Source organism: Noviherbaspirillum sp. (assembly GCF_036846085.1).
Classification (GTDB): domain Bacteria; phylum Pseudomonadota; class Gammaproteobacteria; order Burkholderiales; family Burkholderiaceae_D; genus Noviherbaspirillum.
The window spans coordinates 1-25,753 of sequence record NZ_DAIUCO010000042.1; the positions used below are offsets into that span (position 1 = coordinate 1).

At 59.6% G+C, this 25,753-nt stretch carries 17 protein-coding genes and 2 pseudogenes; 10 read left to right on the forward strand and 9 right to left on the reverse strand.

The features are described from left to right. Together V7080_RS07230 and V7080_RS07235 are read left to right on the forward strand one after the other, a co-directional pair. Window positions 1–344: pseudogene (locus tag V7080_RS07230) on the forward strand (TadE/TadG family type IV pilus assembly protein); the annotation flags it as partial. A gap of 28 nt (window positions 345–372) precedes the next feature. Continuing rightward, window positions 373–1,755: a vWA domain-containing protein gene (locus tag V7080_RS07235; RefSeq protein ID WP_334187730.1), complete on the forward strand. Its 1,383-nt coding sequence runs from the start codon at window positions 373–375 to the stop codon at window positions 1,753–1,755. Between the two features lie 79 nt (window positions 1,756–1,834). Here V7080_RS07235 and V7080_RS07240 read toward each other — a convergent pair whose 3' ends face one another. Next, on the reverse strand, window positions 1,835–2,017 hold the full coding sequence (locus V7080_RS07240) for a hypothetical protein (RefSeq protein WP_334187731.1): 183 nt from the start codon (window positions 2,015–2,017) through the stop codon (window positions 1,835–1,837). On the opposite strand from V7080_RS07240, the gene V7080_RS07245 reads away from it, so the two are divergent. Both V7080_RS07245 and V7080_RS07250 read left to right on the forward strand, forming a co-directional pair. Further along, window positions 2,016–2,261 carry a hypothetical protein gene (locus V7080_RS07245; protein WP_334187732.1) on the forward strand — a complete coding sequence of 82 codons (246 nt, stop codon included), beginning with the start codon at window positions 2,016–2,018 and terminating at the stop codon, window positions 2,259–2,261. The genes V7080_RS07240 and V7080_RS07245 overlap by 2 nt on opposite strands. 387 nt (window positions 2,262–2,648) lie before the next feature. Continuing rightward, window positions 2,649–3,656: a Bug family tripartite tricarboxylate transporter substrate binding protein gene (locus tag V7080_RS07250; protein WP_334187733.1), complete on the forward strand. Its 1,008-nt coding sequence runs from the start codon at window positions 2,649–2,651 to the stop codon at window positions 3,654–3,656. A gap of 269 nt (window positions 3,657–3,925) precedes the next feature. Here the strand turns inward: V7080_RS07250 and V7080_RS07255 are convergent, their stop codons facing one another. From V7080_RS07255 to V7080_RS07265, 3 genes are all read right to left on the reverse strand, one after another. Continuing rightward, window positions 3,926–5,989, reverse strand: a complete 2,064-nt coding sequence (locus V7080_RS07255) for an ATP-binding protein (protein ID WP_334187734.1) — start codon at window positions 5,987–5,989, stop codon at window positions 3,926–3,928. 359 nt (window positions 5,990–6,348) lie between these two features. Further along, complete coding sequence (locus V7080_RS07260; protein ID WP_334187735.1) at window positions 6,349–7,485, reverse strand: sensor histidine kinase; 1,137 nt, start codon at window positions 7,483–7,485, stop codon at window positions 6,349–6,351. After that, window positions 7,482–7,745, reverse strand: coding sequence for a hypothetical protein (locus tag V7080_RS07265; protein ID WP_334187736.1), 264 nt, complete (start codon window positions 7,743–7,745; stop codon window positions 7,482–7,484). The genes V7080_RS07260 and V7080_RS07265 overlap by 4 nt, the downstream gene beginning before the upstream one ends. 133 nt (window positions 7,746–7,878) lie before the next feature. Here V7080_RS07265 and V7080_RS07270 point away from each other — a divergent pair, with 133 nt between their 5' ends. The 4 genes and pseudogenes from V7080_RS07270 to V7080_RS07285 all read left to right on the forward strand — a co-directional run bounded on the left by V7080_RS07270 (window position 7,879) and on the right by V7080_RS07285 (window position 14,636). Continuing rightward, the gene (locus tag V7080_RS07270) at window positions 7,879–8,316 is read left to right on the forward strand and encodes a hypothetical protein (protein ID WP_334187737.1); all 438 of its coding nucleotides are present in this window, start codon (window positions 7,879–7,881) and stop codon (window positions 8,314–8,316) included. A 324-nt stretch (window positions 8,317–8,640) separates the two neighbouring features. After that, window positions 8,641–9,267 (forward strand): annotated as a pseudogene (locus V7080_RS07275) (tyrosine-type recombinase/integrase). 325 nt (window positions 9,268–9,592) lie between these two features. After that, window positions 9,593–11,311, forward strand: coding sequence for a hybrid sensor histidine kinase/response regulator (locus V7080_RS07280; RefSeq protein WP_334187738.1), 1,719 nt, complete (start codon window positions 9,593–9,595; stop codon window positions 11,309–11,311). A gap of 412 nt (window positions 11,312–11,723) precedes the next feature. After that, window positions 11,724–14,636 carry a PAS domain-containing protein gene (locus V7080_RS07285; protein ID WP_334187739.1) on the forward strand — a complete coding sequence of 971 codons (2,913 nt, stop codon included), beginning with the start codon at window positions 11,724–11,726 and terminating at the stop codon, window positions 14,634–14,636. A gap of 303 nt (window positions 14,637–14,939) precedes the next feature. On the opposite strand, the gene V7080_RS07290 is transcribed toward V7080_RS07285, so the two are convergent. Both V7080_RS07290 and V7080_RS07295 read right to left on the reverse strand, forming a co-directional pair. Further along, window positions 14,940–17,024: a hybrid sensor histidine kinase/response regulator gene (locus V7080_RS07290; RefSeq protein WP_334187740.1), complete on the reverse strand. Its 2,085-nt coding sequence runs from the start codon at window positions 17,022–17,024 to the stop codon at window positions 14,940–14,942. A 91-nt stretch (window positions 17,025–17,115) separates the two neighbouring features. After that, a complete protein-coding gene (locus tag V7080_RS07295) occupies window positions 17,116–18,069 on the reverse strand; it encodes a cyclase family protein (RefSeq protein ID WP_334187741.1) in 954 nt (317 codons plus the stop codon). Between the two features lie 313 nt (window positions 18,070–18,382). On the opposite strand from V7080_RS07295, the gene V7080_RS07300 reads away from it, so the two are divergent. Both V7080_RS07300 and V7080_RS07305 read left to right on the forward strand, forming a co-directional pair. Continuing rightward, on the forward strand, window positions 18,383–18,589 hold the full coding sequence (locus tag V7080_RS07300) for a hypothetical protein (RefSeq protein WP_334187742.1): 207 nt from the start codon (window positions 18,383–18,385) through the stop codon (window positions 18,587–18,589). Window positions 18,590–18,851: 262 nt separating this feature from the next. After that, complete coding sequence (locus V7080_RS07305) at window positions 18,852–20,174, forward strand: tetratricopeptide repeat protein (RefSeq protein ID WP_334187743.1); 1,323 nt, start codon at window positions 18,852–18,854, stop codon at window positions 20,172–20,174. Window positions 20,175–20,237: 63 nt separating this feature from the next. Here the strand turns inward: V7080_RS07305 and V7080_RS07310 are convergent, their stop codons facing one another. The 3 genes from V7080_RS07310 to V7080_RS07320 form a co-directional block, all read right to left on the reverse strand. Next, window positions 20,238–23,051: a hypothetical protein gene (locus V7080_RS07310; RefSeq protein WP_334187744.1), complete on the reverse strand. Its 2,814-nt coding sequence runs from the start codon at window positions 23,049–23,051 to the stop codon at window positions 20,238–20,240. A gap of 81 nt (window positions 23,052–23,132) precedes the next feature. Further along, the gene (locus V7080_RS07315) at window positions 23,133–23,594 is read right to left on the reverse strand and encodes a hypothetical protein (RefSeq protein WP_334187745.1); all 462 of its coding nucleotides are present in this window, start codon (window positions 23,592–23,594) and stop codon (window positions 23,133–23,135) included. Between the two features lie 186 nt (window positions 23,595–23,780). Then, window positions 23,781–25,753 (reverse strand): DUF6351 family protein (locus V7080_RS07320; RefSeq protein ID WP_334187746.1); only part of this gene is annotated, 1,973 nt, incomplete at its 5' end.

Genomic DNA, 25,753 nt, shown 5'->3' on the forward strand with positions numbered 1-25,753 from the left:
CCAGGATACTCGCCAGCAAAAGCGGCGGCATCGTGCGCAATGTGGTGGTCGCGCAGCACCGCTGGGTCAATGGCACGCATGACACGATCGCGCCGGGCAAGGGCGTGTGGAACTGCGGCGCTGCCGGCACCGCATGGCGCGCCGACGGCAGCTGCGGCGGCCTTCAGGCGCCGGCAGCGGCGCCTGAAGTGGATCTGCTGCGCGGGAAGCTGGACGAAGGCGACATGGTGTACCTGGTCGAAACCTTCTACAAGTTCCCGCTACTGTTCGGCGCAATGCGCCTGGGCGCGGACATCGCGACGCCGGATCTCGATCCGGACCTTTATGCGATGACCGTATTCTGATGCGCGGCCGGACTCAACGGAGTGAGCGATGAAAGCATTCAACTTGAACAAGCAGCGCGGGCAGGTGTTTGTCGTGCTTGCGGTATCGATGGTGCTGCTGGCCGGCGCAGCCGGGCTGGCAATCGATTCGGGCCTGGGCTACCTCATCCGGGGCAAACTGAATGCGGCGGTCGATGCCGCTGCGGTGGCCGGCGCGCGCGCGGCGGCGCAGGGCGAGACGCGGGCGGAACAGCAGGCAAACGCGATACGCGCCGCCCGGCATTTTTTTGCAGCGAACTACCCGGCCGGCTATCTCGGCTCCGTCGCCACGCTCGACGCGCCGGGCGTGGCCTTCGACAGTCCGCGGCCCGGCGTCATTACCGTCAATGCCAGCGCCCGCGCCAGGGTGCCGGTGACGCTCATGGGCGTGATGGGATTCGATATGCTGGATATCAGCGCTTCCGCCGAATCCATCCGCAAGGATCTCGACATGGCGTTCGTGGTCGATACTTCCGGATCGGTCAATCCGGTGGCAGCCCAGGTCAGGCAGCGCTCGGCCGCGTTTCTTGACCGCTTCAGCGCATCCACCGATCGCATGTCGCTGATTCACTTTTCCTGGGGCGCGGAGGTCGATGTGCCCATCCATACCGGTTCGCTCAGGGGGTTCGACAAGCAGCGGGTAAAGCGCGAAATCGGTGTATACCAGTTCTCCGGCCTGACCAATTCGGCGGAAGGATTCAGGCATGGCCGTGACCAGCTCAACCGGGTCGGGCCGCGGGACCGTTCCAGCATGCGGGTCATCGTCTTTTTTTCCGACGGCACGCCCAACTCCTTCGCATCCCGCTTTACCTTCCGCAATCCCGCCGAGTGCAACCGGCCGGGCGTCATCGGCACTGCCGACGGCATGGCGATCGGCCAGCCGACAGGCCTGGGCGACCACACCAGGCAGAACGCGCCAGCGGCAGGCGCGTGCAACAAGGACAGGAACATTTCGGCGGCGTTGGCCTCAAGGGGCATGCCCGACTGGTACAACGCCCATCATCCGGCAGACCGCGAATTTCCCATCGTGACCAGCGGCCCCCGCGCGGTCACGAACGACACCAGCACACCGCAAGCCACGTGGATGAATGTGAACCGCGCATCGAAGAACCTGGTGGAAGCGATGGCTGCAAAAGCGCGCGCCGAAGGCATCCATGTCTTTACGATCGGCCTCGGCCCTTTACTCAAAATCGTCAATGCCCCCGATTCCATGCCGGACGATACCGGCGAGAACCTGCTGAAATGCATGGCGAATTCCGAGGATGCGCCGCAGCGCTGCAAACGGAACAGCGCCGGGCATCCTGTAGGGGTCTATTGCCACGCGGAGACTGTCGCCGGCCTGGAGCCCTGTTTCGCGACGCTGGCGGCGGAGGTGCTGCGCATCACGAAATGAAGATGCAGGTTCATGGTGAGCGCCGAAGCGCCGGATCCGGTGCGATACCCGCCCGGCGGCGGCGACTCAACGGCGACCGCTAACGGATGCTGAGCACTTTGTACACCGCATCGAAATCTTCCTCGATCGCTTGCACCTGTTCCGCTTTTGCAATTTTTACCAGTTGCCGCAAGGCCAGCTTGAAAAGGTGTCGGTCCTTTTCACTGGCCTCGTCGCTCAACGACGCAATCAGCGATTCGATCATTTGGTCTGAAGGACGCATGTTTTCTTCCGGCAGATTGAAGACCTGGAAGGTGGTGCAAGTTCCATGCCGGAAGTTCCGGCTTCCACTGCCAGCGTTATCGCTTCCGTCAGGAGGCAAGAAAGTAGGCTGCCAGCAAAATTGCGATGATCACGAAAATGACATTGGCAACGAAATCCTCGGGTTCCACGAATCCATCCTGATCCCCAAAGAAATGATGACCCGTGAATGGGACGCGAGTTTGCATTTCCTTGCAAACAGTTGACATGCGTCATCACTTCGACGGAAGTGGCGGGCAAAGTATCGGCATTGCGTTTCCGGCCGGGCCGAAATTGCCTTGATCGTTCCCCGGTCGATACACCCTTTATTACAAGGTCGTGCAATCGCGAAAGAACGGAACGTCGAACCGATTTAAGTTTCTTTTAACTCGAATGCGTGAAGATGTGACATATACGCCAGGCCGCAGTCCAACAGCAGCGGGGCGTCGCTGACGGCGGGTGCAAGGACAGGCGAGGATAAAAGCCGCAATCATTCGCGATTCGAAAGCCTTGCGTTACTATATTGATTGCATCGCAAAACAAAGTTCCGCAGTGCGGAATCAAGTCGCATCCGCATGCCGTCTTTTCAGAAAAATATCTAGGAGATAAACAGAATGAACAGATTCAAGATGGGTTTCCGCCACCTGCTGTCAGCTTCCGTCGCCCTTGCCTGCGTCGTCGGCGCGACGAGCGGCCACGCGCAAAACTATCCGGCCAAGCCGGTGACGATCGTCGTGCCGTTCGCGGCCGGCGGCACCACCGATATCCTGGCCCGCGCGGTCGGCGCCGAACTCAGCAAGTCGATGGGTCAACAGTTCATCATCGACAATCGCCCCGGCGCGGGCGGCAATATCGGCGCGCAAATCGTTTCGAGGGCCGCGCCGGATGGCTATACGCTGCTGATGGGAACCGTGGGTACGCATGGCATCAACCAGTCGCTGTATTCGAAACTGCCGTATGACCCGGTCAAGGATTTCGCGCCGGTCACCGTGGTCGCTGCGGTGCCGAACGTGCTGGTGCTGAATGCGGAATTCGCGGACAAGAACAAGATCACCGACGTCAAGAGCCTGATCTCCTACCTGAAGCAGAATCCCGGCAAGACCAACATGGCGTCCTCCGGCAACGGCACCTCGATCCACCTCGCCGGCGAGCTGTTCAAGACGCAGACCAAGACCTTCATGGTTCACATTCCGTATCGCGGCTCCTCGCCCGCCATCACCGACCTCGTCGGCGGGCAGGTCCAGGTGATGTTCGATAACCTGCCATCCGCCATGCCCTTCATCAAGGGCGGCCAGCTGAAGGCGCTGGGCGTCACCAGCAGCAAACCGTCGCCCGCCCTGCCGCAGGCCGCGCCGATTTCGCAGACCGGGGGCGAACTGGCGAACTACGAAGCGAGTTCATGGTTCGGCATCCTTGCCCCCGCCGGCACGCCGAAGCCGATCGTCAACCAGCTGCAGCAGGAAATCGCCAAGGCACTGGCGAGCCCGGCGGTGAAGGAAAAGCTCATCGCGCAGGGTGCGGACCCGGTCGGCAATACGCCGGAACAATTCGCCGCCCACATCGATAGCGAAACAAAGAAATGGGCGAAGGTGGTGAAGGACTCCGGCGCCAAGGTCGATTAAGGCTCAACAACCGCCGGCGTGCCTGAACAGCAGGGCACGCCGGCGACTGCAGCAAATACAGTCAGTCGGGTCCGATTAAGTTGGTCCGAAGGTGAACTCGATTGCCCCGTACACCCACGTTGGTCTGGGTGACTATCTCCATGTACAGTAGGCCAGCCAGGCAGACTGCTTTCGGCCAATAGCAGCCGTTCAATTAAGTAGAAACAAGTTGCGACGGTGGTCACTGTTTTGCTTAGAGACGATTGCAGCCAGCCTTTGCAGCGTAACCTTCAGCCCTTCGCTTCTGCTACACCCGCCAGCAGGGTCAGCAAGTACCCAGTGTCGATCGGCTTAACTAGATGATGGTCGAAGCCGGCCAGCCGCGTGGCCTCGCGATCGTGTTCTTGGCCATAGCCTGTCACAGCGATCAGCACGGCGCCGGCCGTTTCCGGCTGTGCACGCAAGCTCCGGGCAAGGGCGTTGCCGTCTATTTCCGGTAAGCCGATATCAAGCAGGAACACGTCCGGCCGCACGGCCGCAGAACGGCGCAGCGCCGCCGTCGCCGTATGTTCCACAGTGACTTCGTGGCCGACTGACTCCAGCAACATCGCCAACATCAGGGCCGCGTCCTGGTTGTCGTCCAAAACCATGATGCGCAGCGGGGCCTCGCCTTGGCGTACAGCATCTTCGAACACCGCGCCGCCTTTCTTTTCGTGGCGCTGGGTCAGACGTGGCAGCACCACCGAAAAGGTACTGCCCGTGCCCAAGCCGGCGCTGAAGGCACTGACAGTGCCATGGTGAAGTTCGACTAGGCTTTTTACCAGCGCCAGGCCCAGGCCCAACCCGCCTGATGCGCGGTCAGAGGTGCGCTCGGCTTGGGAGAAAAGCTCGAACGCGCGGCTGGCGAACGCGGGATTCATGCCGATGCCATCGTCGGTCACGTTGATCTCCACGTGCTCAGCCGTAATGGCAGCCGCCAGCTGGATGTGGCCTCCGTCGGGGGTGTATTTCGCCGCGTTGTTAAGGAGGTTAGATAGCACTTGCACCAAGCGTTTTTTGTCGCCGCAGACCAGCGTGGCCTCCGGCGCCAGTTTAAGCGAGATGTGCTGACCTTTGGCGCGAACGAGCGGCATCGCCTGTTCGACTGCGTCGGTGAGGATGTCATTGAGTGACACTTCCTCCGTATCCAGCGTGACCAGTCCCCGCGTCACGCGCGACACATCGAGCAGATCGTCGATCAGGTTGGTCATGTGCGCAACTTGGCGGCCGATCACCTCGCTCGTCATCGCAATGCGCTCCGGGTCGAGCGTGCGCATGCGAAGCAGGTTTGCCGCTGCGCTGATCGGGGCAAGGGGGTTGCGCAGTTCGTGCGCCAGCATGGCCAGGAATTCATCCTTGCGCCGGTGCGTTTCCCGCAAGGCTAGCTCTGCCTCCTTGCGCTCGGTGATGTCGGTCGCGACGCCGGCAAAGCGGCGCTTGCCGCTCGACACGTCAGTAAACATGCGACCCTTCGCGCTCACCCATACCGTTTTCCCCGCCTTGGGCACGATGCGGTAATCGATATCGTAGGCAGTGCCGTTTTGCATTGATTGAGTCACAGCGGCGATTACGTCGGCGCGGTCGTCCGAATGGATGATCTGCGTAAAGTACTCTATGCTGACCCCTCTTGCGGCCACTTCAGGCACCACGCCGAAGAGGTGCGCAAAGCGTTCGTCCAACACAGTCATGCCCGTATCCGGGTCGACTGACCATGTACCCATGCCGCCCGCTTCCAGAGACAGCCGGTAACGCTCTTCCGCTTCCTGGTGCCGAGCCAGAGCCAGGACTTTTTCTGTCGTCTCGATGACCGTGCCGAGCACGCCGCAAATGACGCCGTGCTCGTTGCGGATGGGGCTGACGGAAAACGTGAAATAGTTCGGTCCGGTAAAACCGCCCCGAGTGATCGGCAGCGACATATCCTGGAAATACATAGGCTCGCCCGCAAAAGCTTGGGAGCAGATTGACACAACAGGCCCGGCGACCTCCGGCCATAGGGCGCCCATCGACGTGCCTTGCAGCGCGCCTGGCCGCTCAGCCATTAACTCCAGGTAGGGGCCGTTGAACAGCGTGTACAGTTGATCCGTCCAGGCAATATAGGACGGAAACCCGGAGCTGAGTATGATGCTGAGTGAGGTACGCAGGGCGGGTGGCCAGCAGGCGATAGGCCCGAGTGGATGCGTGGCCCAGTCGAGTTGTGCGATATGGTGGCCGGCAGTGCCGGCGTTATCGAGAAATCCGAAGTCTGGAGTTGGCATGATGAGCAGAATATGGGCTGCAGTGATTTTACCCGTCCAGATGCCATATCGTGCGTGCATGACCGTATGCCACAGTCGGCGCTACTCACCGCGGCAAAGTGAGCAAGGATGGGACATGTGCGCGGGAGTCCGCATTGGTTAGACAGCACACTTTCGTTTTTACAGCACCAAAGTCTGGAACGTGTTGTAGAGCAGCCGTTTTATTGGTGATGCACAACCAGCCCGACAGGCCAAAAGCAGATATTGAGGACATGGCTTCCTACTAGTGCCTAGAACTGGTTGCGGCCGTTCAGTTGATGCGAGTGCCAACCCAAGGTGCCCGTTCACCTTGTTGACCGTTGCCATTTGATCACCGGCAAGGCTTGAACGGACCACGATATCAAGCGATTGCCCGTCGTAGATACGCAATGCAGCACAGCTCATTGCGCCGAATATCGGGGCAGGCTGATTGTAAAAACACATCCGGTTCCCGGTACGTCGCGCACACTCAATATTCCCGAACTGGCCTCGACACTTTGCCTTGCAATCGACAGTCCAAGTCCAAGTCCGGATCGGTCTTCACCCTGTTGATGGAAGGGTGAGAATAGCGTTTCGCTGTGCCCCGGCGGCAAGCCTCCACAGTGATCACCGACCTCGATCAAGATGCGATCCCCGGTTGCATGCGCATTCAGGCTCACATCGGTATGGGGGTGCGTGAATTTGAATGCATTCTGGAGCAAATTTCCCACTGCGGCGTACAGCAGGTCGCGGTCCGCTTCCACAACCAGCAAGGGATCGACATCGGGAACCAGAAGTCTGGAGCCGCGCGCCTGAGCTTCTAGGGTCGCGGCATTCTTTGCGTCTGCAATGAACGCTGCAAGCGGAAATCGAGTTTGCATTCGCGGCGGACCGGCAGCAATCCGAACTTCCGCCAAAGTGCGGCCGATCAGGGTGCCAAGTCCTAATAGGCTTTTTTCCAGAACCGCTCCGGTAGCGCCTGTTAGCGTCAGATTCCCAGCCTTTGCGGCAGCAAATGCCATCGAGGCAGTACCGAGGAGGTTGCGCAGTTCGTGGGCAAAATTTCCCAGTTGCTCCCTGAGGTCGCTGGCCTGCCTGTCGGCCAGAATGGAGTCGCGCTGATAGTTGAATTCTGTAACTGCATCGGCGATTGCATTATCCAGGCAACGATTAAGCGTCCTGAATTCGTCCACCGAGAAAGGCGCGTCACGCTCGAATGCGAGATCTGTAATCGACTGACAGAGATCTCCATAATCGTGCACCACTTGGTCAACCGAGAATCCGAGTTTCAGCAGCTCATGACCGTGCTGTGCCGCCGACAGACCTATCTCACTCACCGGCAGGCCTCCAGTGCCACCGGCCGGCCCAGACACCTTTCGGCTTTCCATGGGATTCTTACCCTGTTCTATGCGCAGCGTTGCGATCAGCTGGTTCAAGAACATCGGTATACCGTTTTGCAGTTGCTGCTGCGTCGCAGCTCGCTTCGGCCTCTGAGCAACTTTTTCTCTGCATCGTTCTATCAGCGAGGTGCGATTATTTAGAAGGAACTCGTACATCATGGTTGCACCGCCTTTGGATTGCGTCCAGAATGAAAAGCTCGGTTGCCTGCCTCTACCGTTCCGGCAAGCGCAACCGGATATATTGCTTCAGACACCGCCAACCGCCATAAGTCATTTTCAGGATAGCAGCCTTCCCCCCATTTACGCGCTTGTATTTCGAGAGCGGAGGGTATTTCTGAATGTCCTGACATAATTGCGTTTCCCAAAAGATAGAAAAAACCTTTTTTATTTGTGAAGCATGAAAAGCGGCGCGACCCCATTTATCGAGCGCTTCTTAGGGTTTGCATGTTAGGACAGCCGGTTTAGGTCAGCCAGGACAATGATCGAGTCTTGATGGATGTATATTGATTACGGCTCATTGAATTAATGGAAATCGAGAAGGAACGAATAGTAATGAGCAATGATTACACGATCCACTTGGTCGGCCCCTTTGACCTGACCGACTCGTTGGGTCGTGTGCATCGTATTACCTCGGTGTACATTTACGACGAAGGGTATGGACTGATCGATGTGTATGCGGCCCTGGCGTCCAGTGATGAAGAACACAGCCTGTATGAAGATGCGGCTGTGATCAGGCAAATCATGTCCCGAGTGCGCAGCGTCGGCTATGTCGGACCGGATTTCGGCTTCGCCGGCGACGATCTGCAGGATGACGGCTTGATCGTGCTGGAAGCCCCCGAAGCGTTCGGCACGTTTGTGGCGGCAAAAGGATGGAAGAACCTTGCCGAAGATTACAGCGAGGGTCAGGTACACGACGCCATCATTCCGGAAGTCATCACTACCACCAAAGCCATCTATTACGAATTGATAGCGCGAATGCGCCTGCCATAGAGAAACTGCAAGCGCTCTACCACTACCAGGTTTCCGGATCGGCTTCGACATGCCGAAATCGAAGTCAACTTTGTGAAATTCCCATTAGTCGAACAACAGGTTTTCCGGTTCGTGCAAAAAGATCCAGTAATTGCGCACGTTCGCTTTCTTTATCTTCTCCCTGAATTGGCCTTCGGACTTGGAATGACAGCATAAAGCTATCGAATTCAGTTACACACGTTGAGCGTCCGGTATAGAAAAGGTCAAGAGTCGGCTGTGGGTCGCGGAACGTTGGTAATAGGTGGAGCAGAATGAGTCTCCTTTCATTTACAAAAGGAGACGGTCATGAATGCCAATCAAGCTCAGCCCGCTACCATGCGGGCATGGAACAAAGGCAAGTTCGTCGGTCAAAAAGCACCCATTAAGTTGAAGGAAATCTGGGCCATACGCATCCGGCTGCAACTGGAGAAGCGTATCCGCGATCTGGCTTTGTTCAATCTGGCAATTGATAGCAAGCTTCGCGGCTGCGATCTGCTTAGTATCCGTGTCAGCGACGTCACGCAAGGTAGTCGAGTAGTTCCGCGAGCCATCGTAATGCAGCAGACAACCAAACGGCCCGTGCAGTTTGAGATTACCGAGCAGACGCGAAGCTCAGTTATGGCATGGATTCAGTGGGCTCATCTAACTAGTAACGACTTCCTGTTTCCAAGCCGTATTTCAACCTCTCCCCATTTATCGACACGTCAGTATGCGCGCATTGTTGATGCTTGGATTGAGTCAATCGGGTTGGAATCAACTGGGTACGGTACCCATACGATGCGGAGAACGAAAGCCACGCTTATCTACCGGCGCACGAAGAACCTGAGGGCAGTCTAGCTGCTTCTTGGCCATACAAAGTTAGAGAGCACAGTTCGCTATCTGGGCATTGAGGTCGATGATGCGCTGGACATCGCAGAGCAGCCTGAAGTGTGACGTATAGCCGCCGGTCAATGTTCGGCATCTGCAGACGCTGATCGGCCACAAGCGGTCAATGCCGTCAGCCAGTATAGTGTAATTCCCATATGAGGACATTTTTGGCGTAGCGAGAAGACACAATGCTTTCCCTATCTCTATTCGAGTCGGTTTTTAATAGTTCTACAGTAGCTAATGCTTTACTGTCGCCAACCCCGGAAGCGACAATTCTTGCTGTCAACGACGCGTTTCTCAAGGGCGCCTCTCGGATACGGGAAGAGTTGATTGGAGTAAGTGTCTTCAAGCGTTTCCCGGAAACCCTCATGATCTTGGAGATACTGGTGAAGTGGCGTTACGTAACTCGCTTGCCCGTGTCCTTGGAACGCACAAGCCCGAGGCTTTGCCAGCACAACGCTACCCCATCCGCATCGAATTGCCCAATGGCGAGAAAGGCTATGAGGAGCGGTTCTGGAGTGCAATAAACAGCCCTGTTTTTGGCGAAGATGGAGAAATCGTCTGCATCTCGCATACCGCTATCGATGTTACTGAACAAGAGCGGGCTGCGGCTGCGTTACGTGAGAGCGACAAGCGTTTTCGCGCTCTAACTAATGCAGCGGCAGATGTCGTCTATCGCATGAATCCAGATTGGACGCAACTGCACCAGCTCCAAGGGCACGGCTTCTTGAAAGATACCGTCGAGCCGGATCGCTCCTGGATCGATGAATATATCCCGCCCGACGATCGGGAATTGGTGAAGGATGGTATGCACAAGGCAATCCGTGACAAGACGATTTACGAACTGGAGCATCGGGTGCGTCGGGTCGATGGCACTTACGGGTGGGCGCTTTCCAGAGCCGTGCCTATGTTTGATGCAGCAGGTGAAATTTATGAATGGATCGGCGCTGCTAGCGACATTACTGAGCGCAAACAATATGAGGTGAAGCTGAAAGAGGCTAACCGGCACAAGGACGATTTCCTCGCAATGCTGGCTCATGAATTGCGTAATCCCCTTGCGCCGATCGGAGCGGCGGCGGAGCTGTTGCAAAGGGCGAAATTGGATGAGGCAAGGGTGCGGCAAACCAGTCAGGTCATCAGTCGCCAAGTTTCGCATATGTCGCACCTGATCGATGACCTGCTTGATGTGTCCCGCGTTACTAGAGGCGTTGTTGCACTGGAGAGGATGTCACTGGAGGTCAGGCATATTCTCGTGGATGCAGTGGAGCAAATAACGCCGATGATGCGGGCGCGGGGACACCACCTTGCGTTGCATCTTCCGCCCGATACAACCATGGTGATGGGCGACGAGAAACGGCTCGTGCAAGTCATTGCCAACCTTCTTAACAATGCCGCTAAATTTACGAATGAAGGCGGCAAGATTGAGTTAAGAGCCGATGTTCAGGCAACGCAAGTGCTCATCGCAGTCATCGATAACGGGATCGGCATGGTGCCTGAGGTAGCGGCGCGCGCATTTGACTTGTTTAGTCAGGCAGAGCGCACCTCGGACCGCGCATCCGGAGGGCTAGGGCTGGGGTTGCCGCTTGTTAAAAGCTTGGTTGAGCTACACGAAGGAACTGTGACCTGTGAGAGTCAAGGGATTGGCAGGGGCAGTCGGTTCACGGTGTCCCTCCCGCGTTTAATTGTTCAGGAAGGTCATAGCGAGCCTCGCGAGACGACCAGCGGCATGCAAGAAATGTCTGCCTCCCTCCACGTCATGGTCGTAGATGACAACGTAGATGCGGCGGCAATGCTGGCCATGCTGCTGGAAGCTTTAGGCCATCAAGTGGTCGTAGAACATCGACCAGACCGGGCGCTTGAGCGGGCTCGGGAAGTGCATCCACAGGTGTTCCTACTCGATATTGGCTTACCCGACATGGATGGGAATGAGTTGGCACAGCGCCTGCGTGCGCAGCCTGAAACCGCCGATTCCGTGCTGGTTGCCATCACTGGATACGGTCAGGAGAGCGACCGCGAGAACGCCCTGACTGCTGGTTTTGATCATCATCTGGTTAAGCCGATTGATACCAAAAAGCTCTTTCAGATATTGTCTAATGTTGGCAAAAGTTAACTTTCAGGCCTACACATGAGGCCTCCCAATAAGTTTAAAAGTCCATCGGTTATTGTGCCTGTAGTTTTTGTACCGCAACTTTGCGGTCAACCGGATCTGCGCGAACAGCCGCATAGGCGGTTACCTCAATGGTTAATCGCCCGCTTACTTCCAATCGAAGGGCCGGTTTGGCTCGATAGCTTCATCTTGAGACTTGGATGCCACGGCCCGGAAGGTGGCGTATAGCTGCCGGTTGTGTGCGGCTGACCTACTACCGCACTCGGCCAGCCCCGGACGTTCGAAGAATGCGATCCTGCCTGATCTGCGGCTTGGGGTTTATCTGCTTGCAGTTTTGGCTTACGTAATGGAAGCAAATTTTCTGAGGCACAAACAACTCCAAGCGCGCTTTCCTGTCCTAGGTCAAAATCGATAAATGACCCGATCCCCGAACTTCGCGGCGCTGTTCCAGGCCTCTCCTTATCCCTATCTCCTGATCGCGCCCGATTTCACTATTATCGGTGCCAATCCTGCCTATCTGGCCGCCACCGAGCGAACCGCCGAAGAAATCGTTGGAAAGGATCTCTTCGATGCCTTCCCGGCTAATCCTTCCGATCCTGACGGCACCAATCTGGAGGAGGTGCGCCGATCCATTGACATGGCAATTCGTACCTGCAAGCCACATACCAGTGCGCTTTTGCGCTATGCAATTCCGCGTTCAACGTCAGACGGCACCGTATTCGAGGACCGCTACTGGAGCGCCATTCACAGCCCCGTATTCGATGATCAGGGTAATGTTGATTTCGTTGCGCAAAACGCCATTGACGTCACCGAACTCTATCGAGGCAATGGCGTTACGGCCTCGAATGCGCCGGACTACGGCTTGAACCTTGTGCCCGAGATCACCGGGATTGACCGTCCCGAAATGCAACCCGCAGTCGCGCGCATCCTGAATGTCGAGCGCGCGCAGTTGCAGTCCCTATTCAATCTGGCACCGGGGTTCGTTGCCGTTTCCGTTGGCAAGAGCCATGTCTTCCAGATGGTCAATGATGCCTATTATCAGCTCATTGGATACCGGGATGTCATTGGAAAATCTCTCTGGGACGCCCTGCCCGAGGTCGTCGGGCAGGGGTTTGAAGCGATCATGGGCAGTGTGCTGGAATCAGGGCAGCCGCTTGTCCTGCGTTCGCAAAAGGTGTCGCTGCAGCGTAAGCCGAACGGGCCGCTGGAAGATCGCTATCTAGACTTGCTGTATCACCCGATTCGCTCTCCGGAGGGCAAGGTTACTGGCATCTTTTCTCAGGGATACGACGTCACCGAGATGCGTGAAGCAAACCGGAGATTGGCAGAGAAGATCCAGGAACTCGAAGCGGCGAGAGCGAGGCAGGCATTTCAGGTCCAGATCGTCGACCGCATCCGCCCCTTGGAAGACCCCGACGATGTCGTTGCCGTAGCGAGCGAGCTGCTTGGGACACATCTGGGGGTGGCACGGGTGGTCTACGCCGTAGTCGATGCGTCAGGCGAATGCGCCAACATGAAGCCCGATTGGACCGACGGTGTATTGCCTTCCCTGGCTGGTTTGGCAGTGCGACTGGATGATTTCGGTCCATTAATGGTGAAAGCGATTCGAGCCGGAGAAACTTTGGCCATCGCTGACGTGACAACCGATGAGCGCTCTGCTGCCCACGCGCACCCCTATGCAGTCAACGGTGTGCGGTCTTTCGTGGGCATTCCGCTGATGAAGGCGGGAAGACTGCGCGCAATTCTGAACTTGCATGATTCACGGCCCCGTCACTGGACGGAACATGAAATCGCCCTAGCCCAGGACATGGTCGATCGCACCTGGTCCGCCGTGGACAGTGCGCGTGCTCAAGCAGACCTGCGTGCCGAACGTGATCAGAGCCGGTACATCTTCGACAGCATGACCGAGGGTTTCGGGCTGGTCGACAAAAATTGGACCATATTGCAAATGAATGCCGAAGGCCTGCGCATTAGCCAGCGCACGGCCCACGAAGTCATTAAGAAGAACCACTGGGATGTATGGCCTGAACTGAAAGGTACCCCGATTGAGCAGGTTTATCGCCACGTCAAGGCAACGCGCAAGGCCGACATCTTCGATCTGCCATTCACCTTTCCTGGCAGCAGAAACGGCTGGGTCGAGATCCGCGCATATCCATCCCTTGATGGCGGCTTGGCGTTTTTCTTTCGTGACGTCTCCGAGCGCATGGCTTCACAGGAAAAGCTGGAGGATGCCAACCGACGCAAGGACGAGTTTCTGGCCATGCTCGCGCATGAACTACGCAATCCCCTGGCACCCATCAGCGCTGCCGCCGAGCTGCTGCAAATGGTAAAGCTTGGTGAAGAGCGCATGCGCCAGACCAGCCAGATCATTGGCAGGCAGGTGGAACACATGACCGGGCTGGTGGACGATTTGCTGGATGTGTCGCGGGTGACGCGCGGCTTGGTCGAGCTCGATGCCGCACCGATCGACATCAGCCACATCATCACCGACGCCATCGAGCAGGCAACGCCGCTGATCCGCGCGCGGAAGCACCACCTTGGCATGCGGCTGGCTTCCGATGCGACCCTGGTCTTGGCCGACAAGAAGCGGCTGGTGCAGGTGCTGGCCAATCTGCTGAGTAATGCAGCCAAGTACACCCCTGACGGCGGTCACATCCTCATCAAAACCGAGGTGCGGCCTGCCCACGTGCTCATACAGGTCAGTGATGACGGCATCGGCATGGCTCCCGACATGGTCGCACGTGCATTCGATCTGTTCGCCCAGGCCGAGCGCACGTCCGACCGCTCCTCGGGTGGGCTGGGATTGGGCTTGGCGCTGGTCAAGAGCTTGGTCGAGCATCATCACGGCACCGTGACCTGCGAAAGCCTCGGATTGGGCTTCGGCAGCACATTCACCATCTGTCTGCCGCGCCTGCTTGCCGATGACTGCGCAAAAGACGCCCCATTGACGGTGCAGCAAAACAGCAAAGCGCTGCGCATCATGGTTGTGGACGACAATATGGATGCGGCGGCCATGCTGGCCATGCTGCTGGAGGCGTCAGGACACAAGGTACAGGTCGAGCACGGTGCGCGCCGGGCGCTGGAGCGGGCCAAAATTGACCCGCCGCAGGTGTTCCTGCTCGACATAGGTTTGCCGGAGATGGACGGCAATGAACTAGCCAAGCGGCTGCGTGCGCAGCCTGAAACGGCAAACGCGGTGCTGATCGCCATCACCGGCTACGGTCAGGACAGTGACCGAGGGTGCGCTCTGGCTGCGGGCTTTGATCATCATCTGGTCATGCCGGTCGATACGGCCAAGCTTGCTGCCATCCTCTTGGAGGCTACTTGAGTGTAACTGCTGGGTTGTTCAAGTCTGGAATAAAGGGCAGCTTCGGGTCGATACCAGTCGTCTACGGAGCCACATTCAACCCTTCCCGCCCGACCAACTTTATTCATCCAATTACCCTCTTATAAATCAAACACTCAGCGATATAGTCTCGATCAACTTTATTTGGTGTAATCACCGGCACTAGGGCTTGTTTGATAAGCGTCGCGAGCGGTTCGGCGGTGCACCGAAGAGCGCACGCGTACGGAGGTACGCAGAGGACCGCAGGGGCAACGCCGAACCTCGCAGCAGCGTATCAAACAAAGCCTATCGCTGCGCCGGCGCCAGCATGCTTCCCACCTTGCTGGCCAGCGCCTCCATCGCAAAGGGCTTGGTCATCACCTCCATGCCCGGCTCCAGAAATCCATTGCGGATCGCCGCATTTTCCGCATAGCCGGTAATGAACAGCACCTTCTGTTCCGGATACAAGGCCCGCACCGCGTCTGAAAGCTGGCGCCCGTTCATGCCGCCCGGCAGTCCCACATCGGTGATCAACAGGTCCACCGGCCGGGACGCTTCCAGTGCCAGCAGCGCTTCGTGGCCGTCTGCCGCTTCGCGCACATGGTGCCCGAGTGTGCGCAGCATCTCGACGATCAGTCTGCGAACCGATTCCTCATCCTCCACGACCAGTATGCTCGCCGATTTCCCGTCGCCCTCAATCGCGGCAGGAGGCGGCGGTGGCAATGCGGGCTGCTCCTCGTCTTCGTAGCGGGGCAGGTAAATCCTGACGGTTGTGCCGAGGGCCGGCTCCGAATAGAGACGGATGGTGCCGCCGGACTGCTTGACGAAGCCGTAGACCATCGACAGTCCGAGTCCGGTGCCCTGCCCCATCGGCTTGGTGGTGAAGAACGGATCGAATGCGCGCTCGCGCACTTCCGGCGCCATGCCGGTGCCGGAATCGGTCACGCTGACGCGTATGTAGCGCCCCGGCGCCGCGCCTTCATGATTGGCCACATAGCGGTCATCCAGGCGCACGTTGGCGGTCTCGATCACCAGGCTGCCGCCGTCGGGCATGGCGTCGCGCGCGTTGATGGCGAGATTGAGCAAGGCGCTTTCGAGCTGGTGCGGATCGCACAGGGTGCGCCAGAGATCGGGCGCAAGCGCGGTCTCCAGACGGATCGCTGGACCGGCTGTGCGCCGGATCAGTTCTTCCATCGACGTCACCAGTTCATTGACATCGGTCGGCTTCGGAGTCAATGTCTGGCGGCGGGAAAACGCCAGCAGGCGATGCGTGAGCGCGGCAGCCCGGTCGACCGCCGACACGGCCGACTTGAGGTAGGGCAGCAGGTCCGCCGTGCGGCCTTGCGCGAGCCGGAATTCCATCAGTTCGAGATTCCCCATCATCGCCGCGAGCAGATTGTTGAAATCATGCGCGATGCCGCCGGTAAGCTGGCCGACGGCTTCCATCTTCTGCGCCTGTCGCAATGCTTCCTCGGTACGCTGCAATGCCTCCTCCTGCTCCTTCAGTGCCGTGATGTCGCGGCCGTTCGCATAGACCAGGTCATCTTCCGCGGCGGCGGTCCAGGAGAACCACCGGTATCCGCCCTCCCTGTGCCGGATGCGGACTTCGAAATGCACCAGCGGCGCCTGTAGGGCTCGCGCGACCGCATCGTAGGTCGGCTGTATATCGTCCGGATGGACGAAAGGCTGGAACGGCTGATCGGTCAGTTCCGCCGCCGCATAGCCGAGGATCGTGGTCCAGGCCGGATTGACCGACCGCAGGTAGCCTGCGCCGTCGATGACCAGCAGCAGGTCCTGCGAATTTCGCCAGATGCGGTCGCGCTCGCGGGTGCGCTGCTCGACCTGCTGTTCCAGCGTGGCGTTGAGCTGCCGCAGGCTGGTTTCGGCATCGCGCAACTGCTGCTGCATGAGAACGCTGTCGGTCGTTTCGCTGCCTGCGCAGAGTACGCCGCAGATATGGTCTTCGTCGTCGAAGGCAGGGGAGAACGAGAAGGTGAACCAGCGTGCCTGCGCGCCGCCCTCGCGCAGCATGGGCAACGGATGATTCTTGAAGAATGTCGATTCGCCGGCCAGCGCCCGTTCAACGAAAGGTCTCACTTCCGGCCACAGTTCCGGCCAGATTTCCGCATGCGGTCTTCCGAGCGCGGCGGGATGGCGGTGTTCCAGGACCGAGATGTAGCTATCGTTGTACAGACAACTCAAGTTTTGTCCCCAGAGAATGAACATCGGGAACTTGGTGCCGAGCATCAGGCGTACGATCCGGCGCAACGACCAGGGCCATGTGGCGGGAGGGCCGAGCGTCGAGGATGACCAGTCGTGCGCGTTCATCAGCCGTGCCATCTCACCGCCGCCGGCGAGAAAGTCCAGGGCTGCGGGTTCCGGTTTGTTCACAAATGCCCCTTTGCGCAAGCCCGGTGCGACATGGTGTTGCTTCGGCGGGCCAGAACAACGCCGGCCCGCCTTTTCCTTTCGCTACCTTGCGTTACCGGATCGCAATCGGATTGATGATTGCCTGCACCGCACCGGTAATCCTGGAAGGCCCGAGAGTGAAGAACGCCTCCCATGCCTTGTCCTTCACCATTTCCTCGGTGTTCATGTTTTCGAGGATGTAGATGCCGTTCATGGCCAGCAATATCTGGTGCACTTCGAACGCGCCGGCATTCGGTTCGGCCGGCAGCACTTCCACCGCCCAGCTATCCGACCCCACCATGGCGACGCCCAGCGAGGCGAGATAGTGCGCACCGTCGATGCCGAGCCCGGGTTCGCCGGCGCCGTAGCGGGCGTCGTCCTTGCCGATCAGCTTCGACCAGCCTGTATAAAACAGGACGACATCGCCCTTGTCGATCGACTTGATGCCCTGGTTCTTCATCGCGCCTTCGATCTGCTCGCGATTGAATGCCGTCCCCTCCTTCACCGGATTCATGCCGAAGTAGGCGGTCATGTCGAGCACCACCGCGCGGGTGGCGATCGCCGGCACGGTTTCGATGCCCAGGCGCCGCAGGCCATCCTTTTGCACGAAGTTGGGCGCGTAGTTGCAGTTGTAATAGACGTTGTTGATGCCGAGATGCCCAAGTCCGTCGAGCTGGGAACCGATTCCCACCCAACCGTTGATGATGTCGTCGTTGTAGGAAGTCCGGGTCGGACCGATCGGGCCGTTTTCCTGGCCCGGCTGGACGACCGTCAATTCAAAGGTGCGCGGCGCATAGGCAGGCGTGTTCTTGTTTGTTTCGATGCCGAGCCGATACGATTTGCCGGTCTTGATAAGCTTGCTTGCCTCCCTGGTTTTTTCCGGCGTGACGTAGTTCAGATTGCCGATCTGGTCATCGGGACCGAATTTCGACGGAAAGCAATCGGCGTGAGCGGGAGCGGCAATGAAGGAGGCGATCAGCGCCAGTGCGGCCAGGCAGCCCTTTTTGCGGTCGGGGTTGGGGGTCATCGTTTGTCTCCGGTTGTGTTGGACAGTGAAGTTTTTGAACAAATGCATTGCCTCGATCCTTCCTGATTGCGGCGCCGCGGCCAGACCGCGTTGCATGCTCCGGCTGCGCCATGCTGCAGATGGCACGCCATTGCTCCCCCTTGTTTTATTAATAACGCCAACTCATACGACTATTTGCGCCCCTTTTTGGTTGCAATCCGGGAGATTTCTCATCCGACCACGACCCTGTCACTCGCAAAGACCTTTACCTCTTTCACAGGAGTAATTTATATTCGTCAACATTGCAGATTGTTATGGTGACAGGGAGAGTTCGATGAGTGATTTATTCAAGCAGCGTATGTTCGGCATGAGCGCAACCAATCCGCAGGGTATTCCGGAAGATCCGCGCCGCTGCATCGTCGAAATGATCGACAGCAGCCGCCGCCTGCTGCGCAAATACCAATGCGAAAAAGGCCGCGGCCATGGACCGGACAAGCTGTACTGCGCTTTCCACGCGCGCAGCCTGCCGAAGCCGGAATGACAGCCTGACCGGCACGGCTGCCGGTCAGGCGCTCATCCCAATACTTTTTCCAGGCCGGCCACCCGGTGCCGGCCCTCTTTGCCCCCACTCTCTTCCCCGCCCCTTCCTCCTCGCCGCAACGGCGCCCGAGGAACGATCCAGGGTGAAAAACCACACACAAGTGCAGCGTCGACGCTGCGAAACCTGAGCATGCCCCTGCATGTCCGGCGTGCAGCGACCGGTAGTCGGCATAGCCGGTACGAATCCATGGAAAGGAACAAGAGTGGAAACCGACGAGCGGAATCAGGACACCTCGCCCGCCATCCTGGCGGGTAACCTCGAAGAGCAGGCAAAACGTTGCGAGGCCGCGGGGGAACATGTCCATGCCCTTGGCTTATGGCGGCAGGCAGTACACCTGTGGCGCGAACAGGGCGACCTCCCGCGCCAGGCGGAATGCGCCTTTCGTACCGGCCAGTTGCACGTCAGGCTCAAACAGCATGAGCAGGCGATCGATTGCTATGAGAAGGCGCACGTCATACATGCCGCAATGGGCAATCCGCATGACGAGATGGTCAGCCTGAGCGCGATGGCGGAAGCCTATCAATCGCTCCGCCGGCATGGCGAGGCGGCCGCCATTCTCAACCGGGCGTTGACATGCTGCCGGGCCTGCGGCAGCCGGAAGGACCTCGGCACCCTGCTCAACAATATCGGCCTGTCCTACCGCGAAATGCATCAGCGCGAACAGGCGCGCAAATACCTTGAGGAAGCGATGTCGATCCGGCGCGCGGACGGCGACGCGGCAGGCCTGGCCCAGACGCTGCACCATCTCGCCGCGCTGCTGATGGACGACCGCATGTATGCCGAGGCGCGTACCCTGCTGGAGGAAGCCTGCGCCGCCCATGCCGCCAACGCGGACCTCGGCGGCGAGGGACGCACCCAGCTTTCCATTGGCCGGCTGCTCGACGAACAGGGCGTCCCCGGGAAAGCAGCGCTGTATTACGAAAAGGCGTTGGCCGCGGCGAGGCATCCTGCCGTCCGCAACGCCGAGGACGAGGCGGCGGCGCTGCACAACCTCGCAGGAACGGCGCTTGCCCAGAAAGATTTTTCCCGTGCCCGGGAACTGCTTCAGCAAGCGCTCGACATCGTCGTCGCCTCGCGGTTGCGCAGCGGGGAAGCGAAAGTGCTGTACCGCTATGCGCAGCTGAACGCGGCGATGGACCAGAACCACGAGGCACTGAACCAGCTGTTCAGGGCGAGGAAGATCGAGGAAGAGATGGGCGACCACATCGGCCTCGCCTGTACCGACGAAGCCATCGGCGTGCTGCTCTCGGGTTTCGGCCAGCATGCGCTGGCATGCCGGCATCTGGACAAGGCTGCGCGAATCAGGGAACGATCCGGTGAATTTGACGCCCTGGCCAACACGCTGCAATTGATGGGGCGGGCCTGCGAAGCGCAGGGGAAACATGACCAGGCCAGGCGGCACTTTCAGTCGGCCGCCTTCCTGCGCGCCAATGCGCCGGGCGGCCTGACCGGCTTTGAAGAGAGCGACCCCGCCATATGGCATCAGTGGGATGCGATCGGATCGACGGGGCCGCTACTGCATTGAAGCGCTGTCGGTCCGGCCGTACCGTCGATGTCGGATGCTTTGCCAGCGGCACTAACGCTCTAGCTAGCGGCCGGGAAAGCGCGCCGCCACCAGGCGGGTACGGAGTTCGTCGAGGAATATATCCTTCCTGCCCCGCAACGCCAATCGCGCATAGGCATCGCGCAGGTCCCTGATGCTGTGCTCGATATCCCTGCCGGATACCGGCGCCAATCCGGCATCGTTCTCCGGATCGCCGTCCAGTTCGTCGAGCAGGGCCCTCAGAATGAAAACTTTCGACTGCTGCCGGGGGTTGTCCTCCGATTCTTCTATTTGCCTATCCAGTTCCATGCGCAAGGCCGCACGGCTTTCAGGCGTGGCAAGACGGGGCAATAGCGCAGCCATCTCGTCCCGGGACGGCCGCCACCCGCCGGGCACGAGATTATCGAGCAGGCTGACGGGCCGTTGCTGCAATTCGAAATACGTCGTCGTCAGGAAATTCTCGACCCGTGCCGACCAGTCGCCGCCACTCTGGTCAGCATAAAACTGGTGCACCAGCTCGTTGATCCTGCTGTTCTCGCCGGGAGTCAATGACAGGATCTGCTGCTTTTGCCATGTCGTCGTCAGGACCTGAGCCAGCATGTCCCGGTTAGGGCCACGCAGGACATCGTTTTCCAGTTGCTCGATGTCCTGTTCCATCTGCGCGACCCGGTCGACAAAATCGATCATCGCATCGCAGCCGGCTGCGACATCGCTCCTGTCGATCCGAAGGCCGTCGAGGATGTCCTCCAAACGCGTGGCCATCCCGTTGAGGTCCGCTGGCGCGCCGGCATCGCCGGAATTATTTTCCGGCCGCCTGCGCGCCGCACCCGACGGACTTCCCTCACTCGCGTCGTCCGTGGCAAACGGGAGCCGACCCGGCGCGCCGGACTGGTAGGCAGGGTCGGGTGTTTCCCCGTCGCCGGTCGGGTTTAATCGCCGTTCAAGCCGATGCACTCTCTCGAAAAGTCCCTGGACAATGCGCCGCACCTGCGTGTTGGCGTCGGCGATGGCTTGCATGTCGCGGTTGAGCATCCTCACTTCCTCATCCGCCCGCTCCAGGACATCGCCGATGGGCCCCGTCACACGTCCGGTGGTTTGCCCATGGCCGGCGAAGTCTCCCGGCGGGTGATGGGCCATCAATGATGCATCGCTGTTTTCGGCGTCGGCATCATAGGCTTCCTGTGGTGGCGGTTCCCCCGCCAGCCTCATGCCGCCATCCATGCCGTTGCGGTGCCTCCGGCGCCCGGATGACTCATCGCTGCTTTCGGTATCCGCGTCATAGGCTTCCTGCTGTTCCGTGGTCGCCATCACCGGCAACGCGTTGGCGAAGGGAGCGCCGCTCGCGGTACGTGCAGCGCTCTTCCTTCGATTTGGAATATCCCATGCGATACCACCCTTTGCATCCCGCAAGCCGACGAGTTCCTCGCGCAGCTGCTGCAACTCCCCTGCGGTCGGTATGCGGAGCTGCCCGTGACCTGCCGACGTCGTGCCGCCGCGCGGGCCGGCTTGAGCGCGTTCCTGCGATAACGGGATGTTCCATGCGATGCCGCCTCTGCCGGACCTGGCGCCACGGAGCGCTTCACGCTCCAATGCCATGCGCAGCAATTCCTTCATCTCCCACGGAGAGTCCAGCGCCGTGATCGTTTGATCGAATCTGGTACGCCAGGTACGCGTAAAGTCCACCGTGTTGTCCCGTTCGGCATGCACGCATGCAGCTACGATGCGCTCGGCAAGCCTGCGGAGCTCATCCACCGTGAAGTGCTGGCGATGGGTATTGAAGATCGTATCGAGATACCCCTTGGCGAGGGCGTTCGATTGCTCCGTGAACAGCAGGTGGACATGTGCCACGCCGCCGGGATGGGCGCCGGTCACGAGTCGGGATTTCTGGTCCGTCGTCAATCGTCCGGATTGCAGAATGGTTGCAACGAGGTCCTTGACGGCGGTGGCCCTGTCGATGGACCACTGCGTGAACAGAAACTTGATGGGCGCGTCATCTTCCGGTTGCTCCGCGTCGATCTCTATGTCAGTTGTGAATGAACCGGCGGGATGGGCGGCTACCGTCATGTTGCCTGCGGAAAGAAATTCCGCGATCTGCTCGCCGGTCAACGCGTCTGATTGCACGACACGCCGCAGGAATGAATTGACCGCCGCTCTTTCGCCGTACTGCAACAACACCCGCGCAGCCACCGTTCCCTTCAGATCGTCGATGAGCGTCTCCAGGCCCGCCTGACCGGCAACGGTACTGCCGTGCAGGATGCGTTGCGCCGCGGCCCGCAATCGTTGGATCGGCGCCGTGTCCGCATCCTCCAGCATTCCCGGCGACAGGGAAGCCAGATCCTGCCGCATCGCGGCGTCGAGCTCTTGCAGGAGGCGGCGATCCAGCACCGGCGGCTGATGGGAATGCATCTCCGGGCGGAGCCGCAGCGTGTTCATTATTCGTGCCGGCAGGGGTTCTTTCACGACGGTTGCCGGCATCGCCCCCTGTTCGGGCTGTTTCCTTTTCTTCCTGAAGAACGCCTTGAGCTTTTTCGCCGTTCCCGCAGCGGGAACGGATACCGGACCCTGCTGTTGTTCCGCGGCTGGCGGCATCGGTTCACTTTTCCGGTTCCCGCGCGGCGCCATCTTGCGCAACTGCTGCCCCATCCTGCCCAGTTCAGGGGCGGATACTTTTTTTGCCAGCTTCTGCAGTGTATGGCGCAAGCCGGCGTTGCGTGGTGCGGCCAATCCTCTATCGGACTGCGCACCGGCATCCGGCCGGCCTTCCCTTGCCGGAACATCCGCTTTCGCCTTTTTCCGGTACACCGCTTCCTGAATCATGCTCGTGAGAGCACGGGCTGTTGCCAATCCGAAGATTTCCATTTGTTTTTACCTGAAAGGTTGATGAAAGCCCGGCAGCACGGTCGCCAGCCGATCTGTCTTATGCATGCATGGATTGGTCGCTTAAGAATCGGGCGATACGGGTCCTGCTGGCCGTGTCGGAGAAAGTTCGGTCCGAAGACGGGCGATCGTTTCCTGCAGGGTGCGGATCGCTTCGCCGGTTGCCTCGATCTCGCGGGCCAGGGCGTCCTTGCGTCTCATGCCTCCGATGGCTTCGCCTCGAATCGCGTCGGCCTTCATTTTCATCAACAGGGCGGCTTGCTCCGGCAACACCTGCTCCTCCTCCGGGAGCACAGGCCTGTTTGGCCTGCCCCATGCAACAGGCTTGCCGACGATGTCGTTGGTCGCGTCGCCCGTGGCGGGGTGCTTCTTTCTCGCCTTGACATGCGGCGAATGGTGAAATTTGTAAAGTGTGCCGATGGCGCCGGCCGGGGACTGGGCACTGTCTTGTACCGCTTCGATACGCGCTTGTGACGGGCCAGGCAAAGGGCTCTGATTCGGGCCGGGATGAGAAAATCGGGGCATCAGGTGGAGTTCCAGTTTTTGGGCAACGCATCGCCGCTCCGGATGGAGATTGCTTGCTGGTTGAGTGGCGGAGGACGGCGATGCGGTTCCATCGCCGCAGATTTTTTCCGGTGGCCCTGCCTTTTGTCCAAAAAAAACGGCGGGCCGAAAGCTCGCCGTTTTCCTGGTGCCAGATACCCTGCCGCGTTACTGCCGGAGCGCACCGCCGAAGGACAGCCAGGTGCCCCGCAGGCCCTGCTGCTCGACGCCTGGCCTGGACCAGTCGCACACGCCGCCGGAGAACACGTTCCTCAACCGTGACTGCTGTTCAGCGGTGAAGGCGGGCGTGTAATCGCTCATCGTCACCGGCTTGAGGGTGCACTTGATGATATCGGATGCGACCGGCGCACCGGCCACCGCCCGCGGCGAGGCAGGGGCAGGATAGAGCGCGGCGCATCGGCCGGCATCGATCCTCTGCTCTTCCACGATGAAGGTGGGGTAATCATCACGGGTCAGGCAACCTTCCTGCAGGGTCGCCGGCTTGTTGCGCACCACTTTCTGATGCGGGCTGACGTTGGACCTGTCGGCTGCGATGTTCGCCAGCCACTTGTCCATCTGCTCCAGCGCGTGCAGCAGCAGCGGGCTGGTGCTGGAGTAGTAGCCGTAACGGAAGTCCTCGACCAGCATCACCTGGTTGTCGGCGTCGCCGTTGGCCTTGATCAGGCGTTCACGCATAGAGAAGGAGTGATAGCGCAGGTGGATATCGCCATCGGGCCGGTCATCGGTATAGGCACGGTAGTCGATGATCGGGATATCCCGCAGCCCGCCGCCGCCGTTGGTCAGCCGGCCTGTCTGGTAGGCCTGCCGCGTCGCTTCGAGATCGGCGGTGTTGCGCTGCCAGTTGAAGTTGGCATCCCGGTCGTAGCCGCCGATGTGCTCATTGAGCGTAAGGAACTGCTCGACGGTGATGACGCCTTCGTTCAATGCCTGCAAGCCGTACTGGATGCCGACGTTATCCAGCGGACGCCGCGCAAAGCCGGTCGCAGGGTCGGTGCCGAACACATTCACCGTATGCTGGTAAATGTCGCAACGCACCCCGGTCGGATTGGTGACCGCGTTGTAACGCAGGTTCGCCGGCAGGACATCCGGACAGAAAGTATTCGGCGCGATACGCAGTGCGCCGTTGTAGACGGTCGAGGTGAAGATTGTTTTTTCCGTCTGCACGCCCGCGACGCGGCGCTGCTGCTCTTCTGTGAACTGGTTCGGGAACAGGTTGCGGAAGTAATTGCCCAGCAGTCGCTGGTCGGTGATCGAGTGCACGGTGCCGAAGTACACCTCCGGGAAGCTGCAGCCGGGCAGGATGCCGTCCAGCAGGCCGGGATAGTTGTCGGCGATCTGGTGCTGCTGGTACGAACCGCCCGAGCAGCCCCAGCCGATGGTGTAGCGCGGCAGGCCGTAATTTTCGATGAAGCGTTCCTTCACCATCGCCATCGATTCGGCGGCGGTCAGGTCCTGGCAATTGTTGCCGAAGACATTCAGCGACGACGAGGCCATCGCATAGCCCTGCTTGAGGATGTTGTCGTCGAGGACGCCGCCGGTGGTCGATCCCTGCCGGTACCAGCCGCCGGTGCAGCCGCCGCCGAAGGTATAGACGAGCCGCCCGTTCCAGCCGTTCGGCTTCACGGCATAGCTGGGCGCCGCCTCCTTCGTCGGATCATGCAGGACCGACGTCTGGTAGATGGCACGGTTGATCGTGCCGGTTTCGATGCGGACCACGTACGGGACCTGCTTGCCCTCGTTGGTCGTGGTCGTCGCCACATCCGACGGCAGCGCGGACAGGCTGGTCAGCGGCCTGAAGGCAGCCGGAGTCGCCGTGTTCCGATAGACGTAATCCACGCGTGTCCTGACCGAGCAGTCTTCGTCCAGCGGCGCGCCGAGATTGCTGCCGTCCGGCATGGCGAACTTGTCGGTTTCGCAGAAGAATGGTGTTTCATGCGGTCCGGAAAAGATTGGGCCTGTAATGGGGTAATTCGTTACCTGTACCGAAGCGGCGAGGCCGCGGCCGCTTTCCGGCCTGACCGAAATGGTGTTGACGCCCTCGGCAAGGCCGTCGACCAGTCCGGCGAACGTACCCCTGCCGGTGTCGGTGAACTTGTCGCTCACATCCCTGCTGCCGACGG

Bases quoted from the DNA above. Each gene is read 5' to 3' on its own strand.
- V7080_RS07310 (WP_334187744.1), bottom strand. From the start codon at position 23,051: ATGGAAATCTTCGGATTGGCAACAGCCCGTGCTCTCACGAGCATGATT.
- V7080_RS07245 (WP_334187732.1), top strand. From the start codon at position 2,016: ATGTTTTCTTCCGGCAGATTGAAGACCTGGAAGGTGGTGCAAGTTCCA.
- V7080_RS07295 (WP_334187741.1), bottom strand. From the start codon at position 18,069: ATGACCCCCAACCCCGACCGCAAAAAGGGCTGCCTGGCCGCACTGGCG.
- V7080_RS07240 (WP_334187731.1), bottom strand. From the start codon at position 2,017: ATGCGTCCTTCAGACCAAATGATCGAATCGCTGATTGCGTCGTTGAGC.
- V7080_RS07260 (WP_334187735.1), bottom strand. From the start codon at position 7,485: ATGATGTACGAGTTCCTTCTAAATAATCGCACCTCGCTGATAGAACGA.
- V7080_RS07250 (WP_334187733.1), top strand. From the start codon at position 2,649: ATGAACAGATTCAAGATGGGTTTCCGCCACCTGCTGTCAGCTTCCGTC.
- V7080_RS07255 (WP_334187734.1), bottom strand. From the start codon at position 5,989: ATGCACGCACGATATGGCATCTGGACGGGTAAAATCACTGCAGCCCAT.
- V7080_RS07270 (WP_334187737.1), top strand. From the start codon at position 7,879: ATGAGCAATGATTACACGATCCACTTGGTCGGCCCCTTTGACCTGACC.
- V7080_RS07265 (WP_334187736.1), bottom strand. From the start codon at position 7,745: ATGGGGTCGCGCCGCTTTTCATGCTTCACAAATAAAAAAGGTTTTTTC.
- V7080_RS07300 (WP_334187742.1), top strand. From the start codon at position 18,383: ATGAGTGATTTATTCAAGCAGCGTATGTTCGGCATGAGCGCAACCAAT.
- V7080_RS07235 (WP_334187730.1), top strand. From the start codon at position 373: ATGAAAGCATTCAACTTGAACAAGCAGCGCGGGCAGGTGTTTGTCGTG.
- V7080_RS07285 (WP_334187739.1), top strand. From the start codon at position 11,724: ATGACCCGATCCCCGAACTTCGCGGCGCTGTTCCAGGCCTCTCCTTAT.
- V7080_RS07315 (WP_334187745.1), bottom strand. From the start codon at position 23,594: ATGCCCCGATTTTCTCATCCCGGCCCGAATCAGAGCCCTTTGCCTGGC.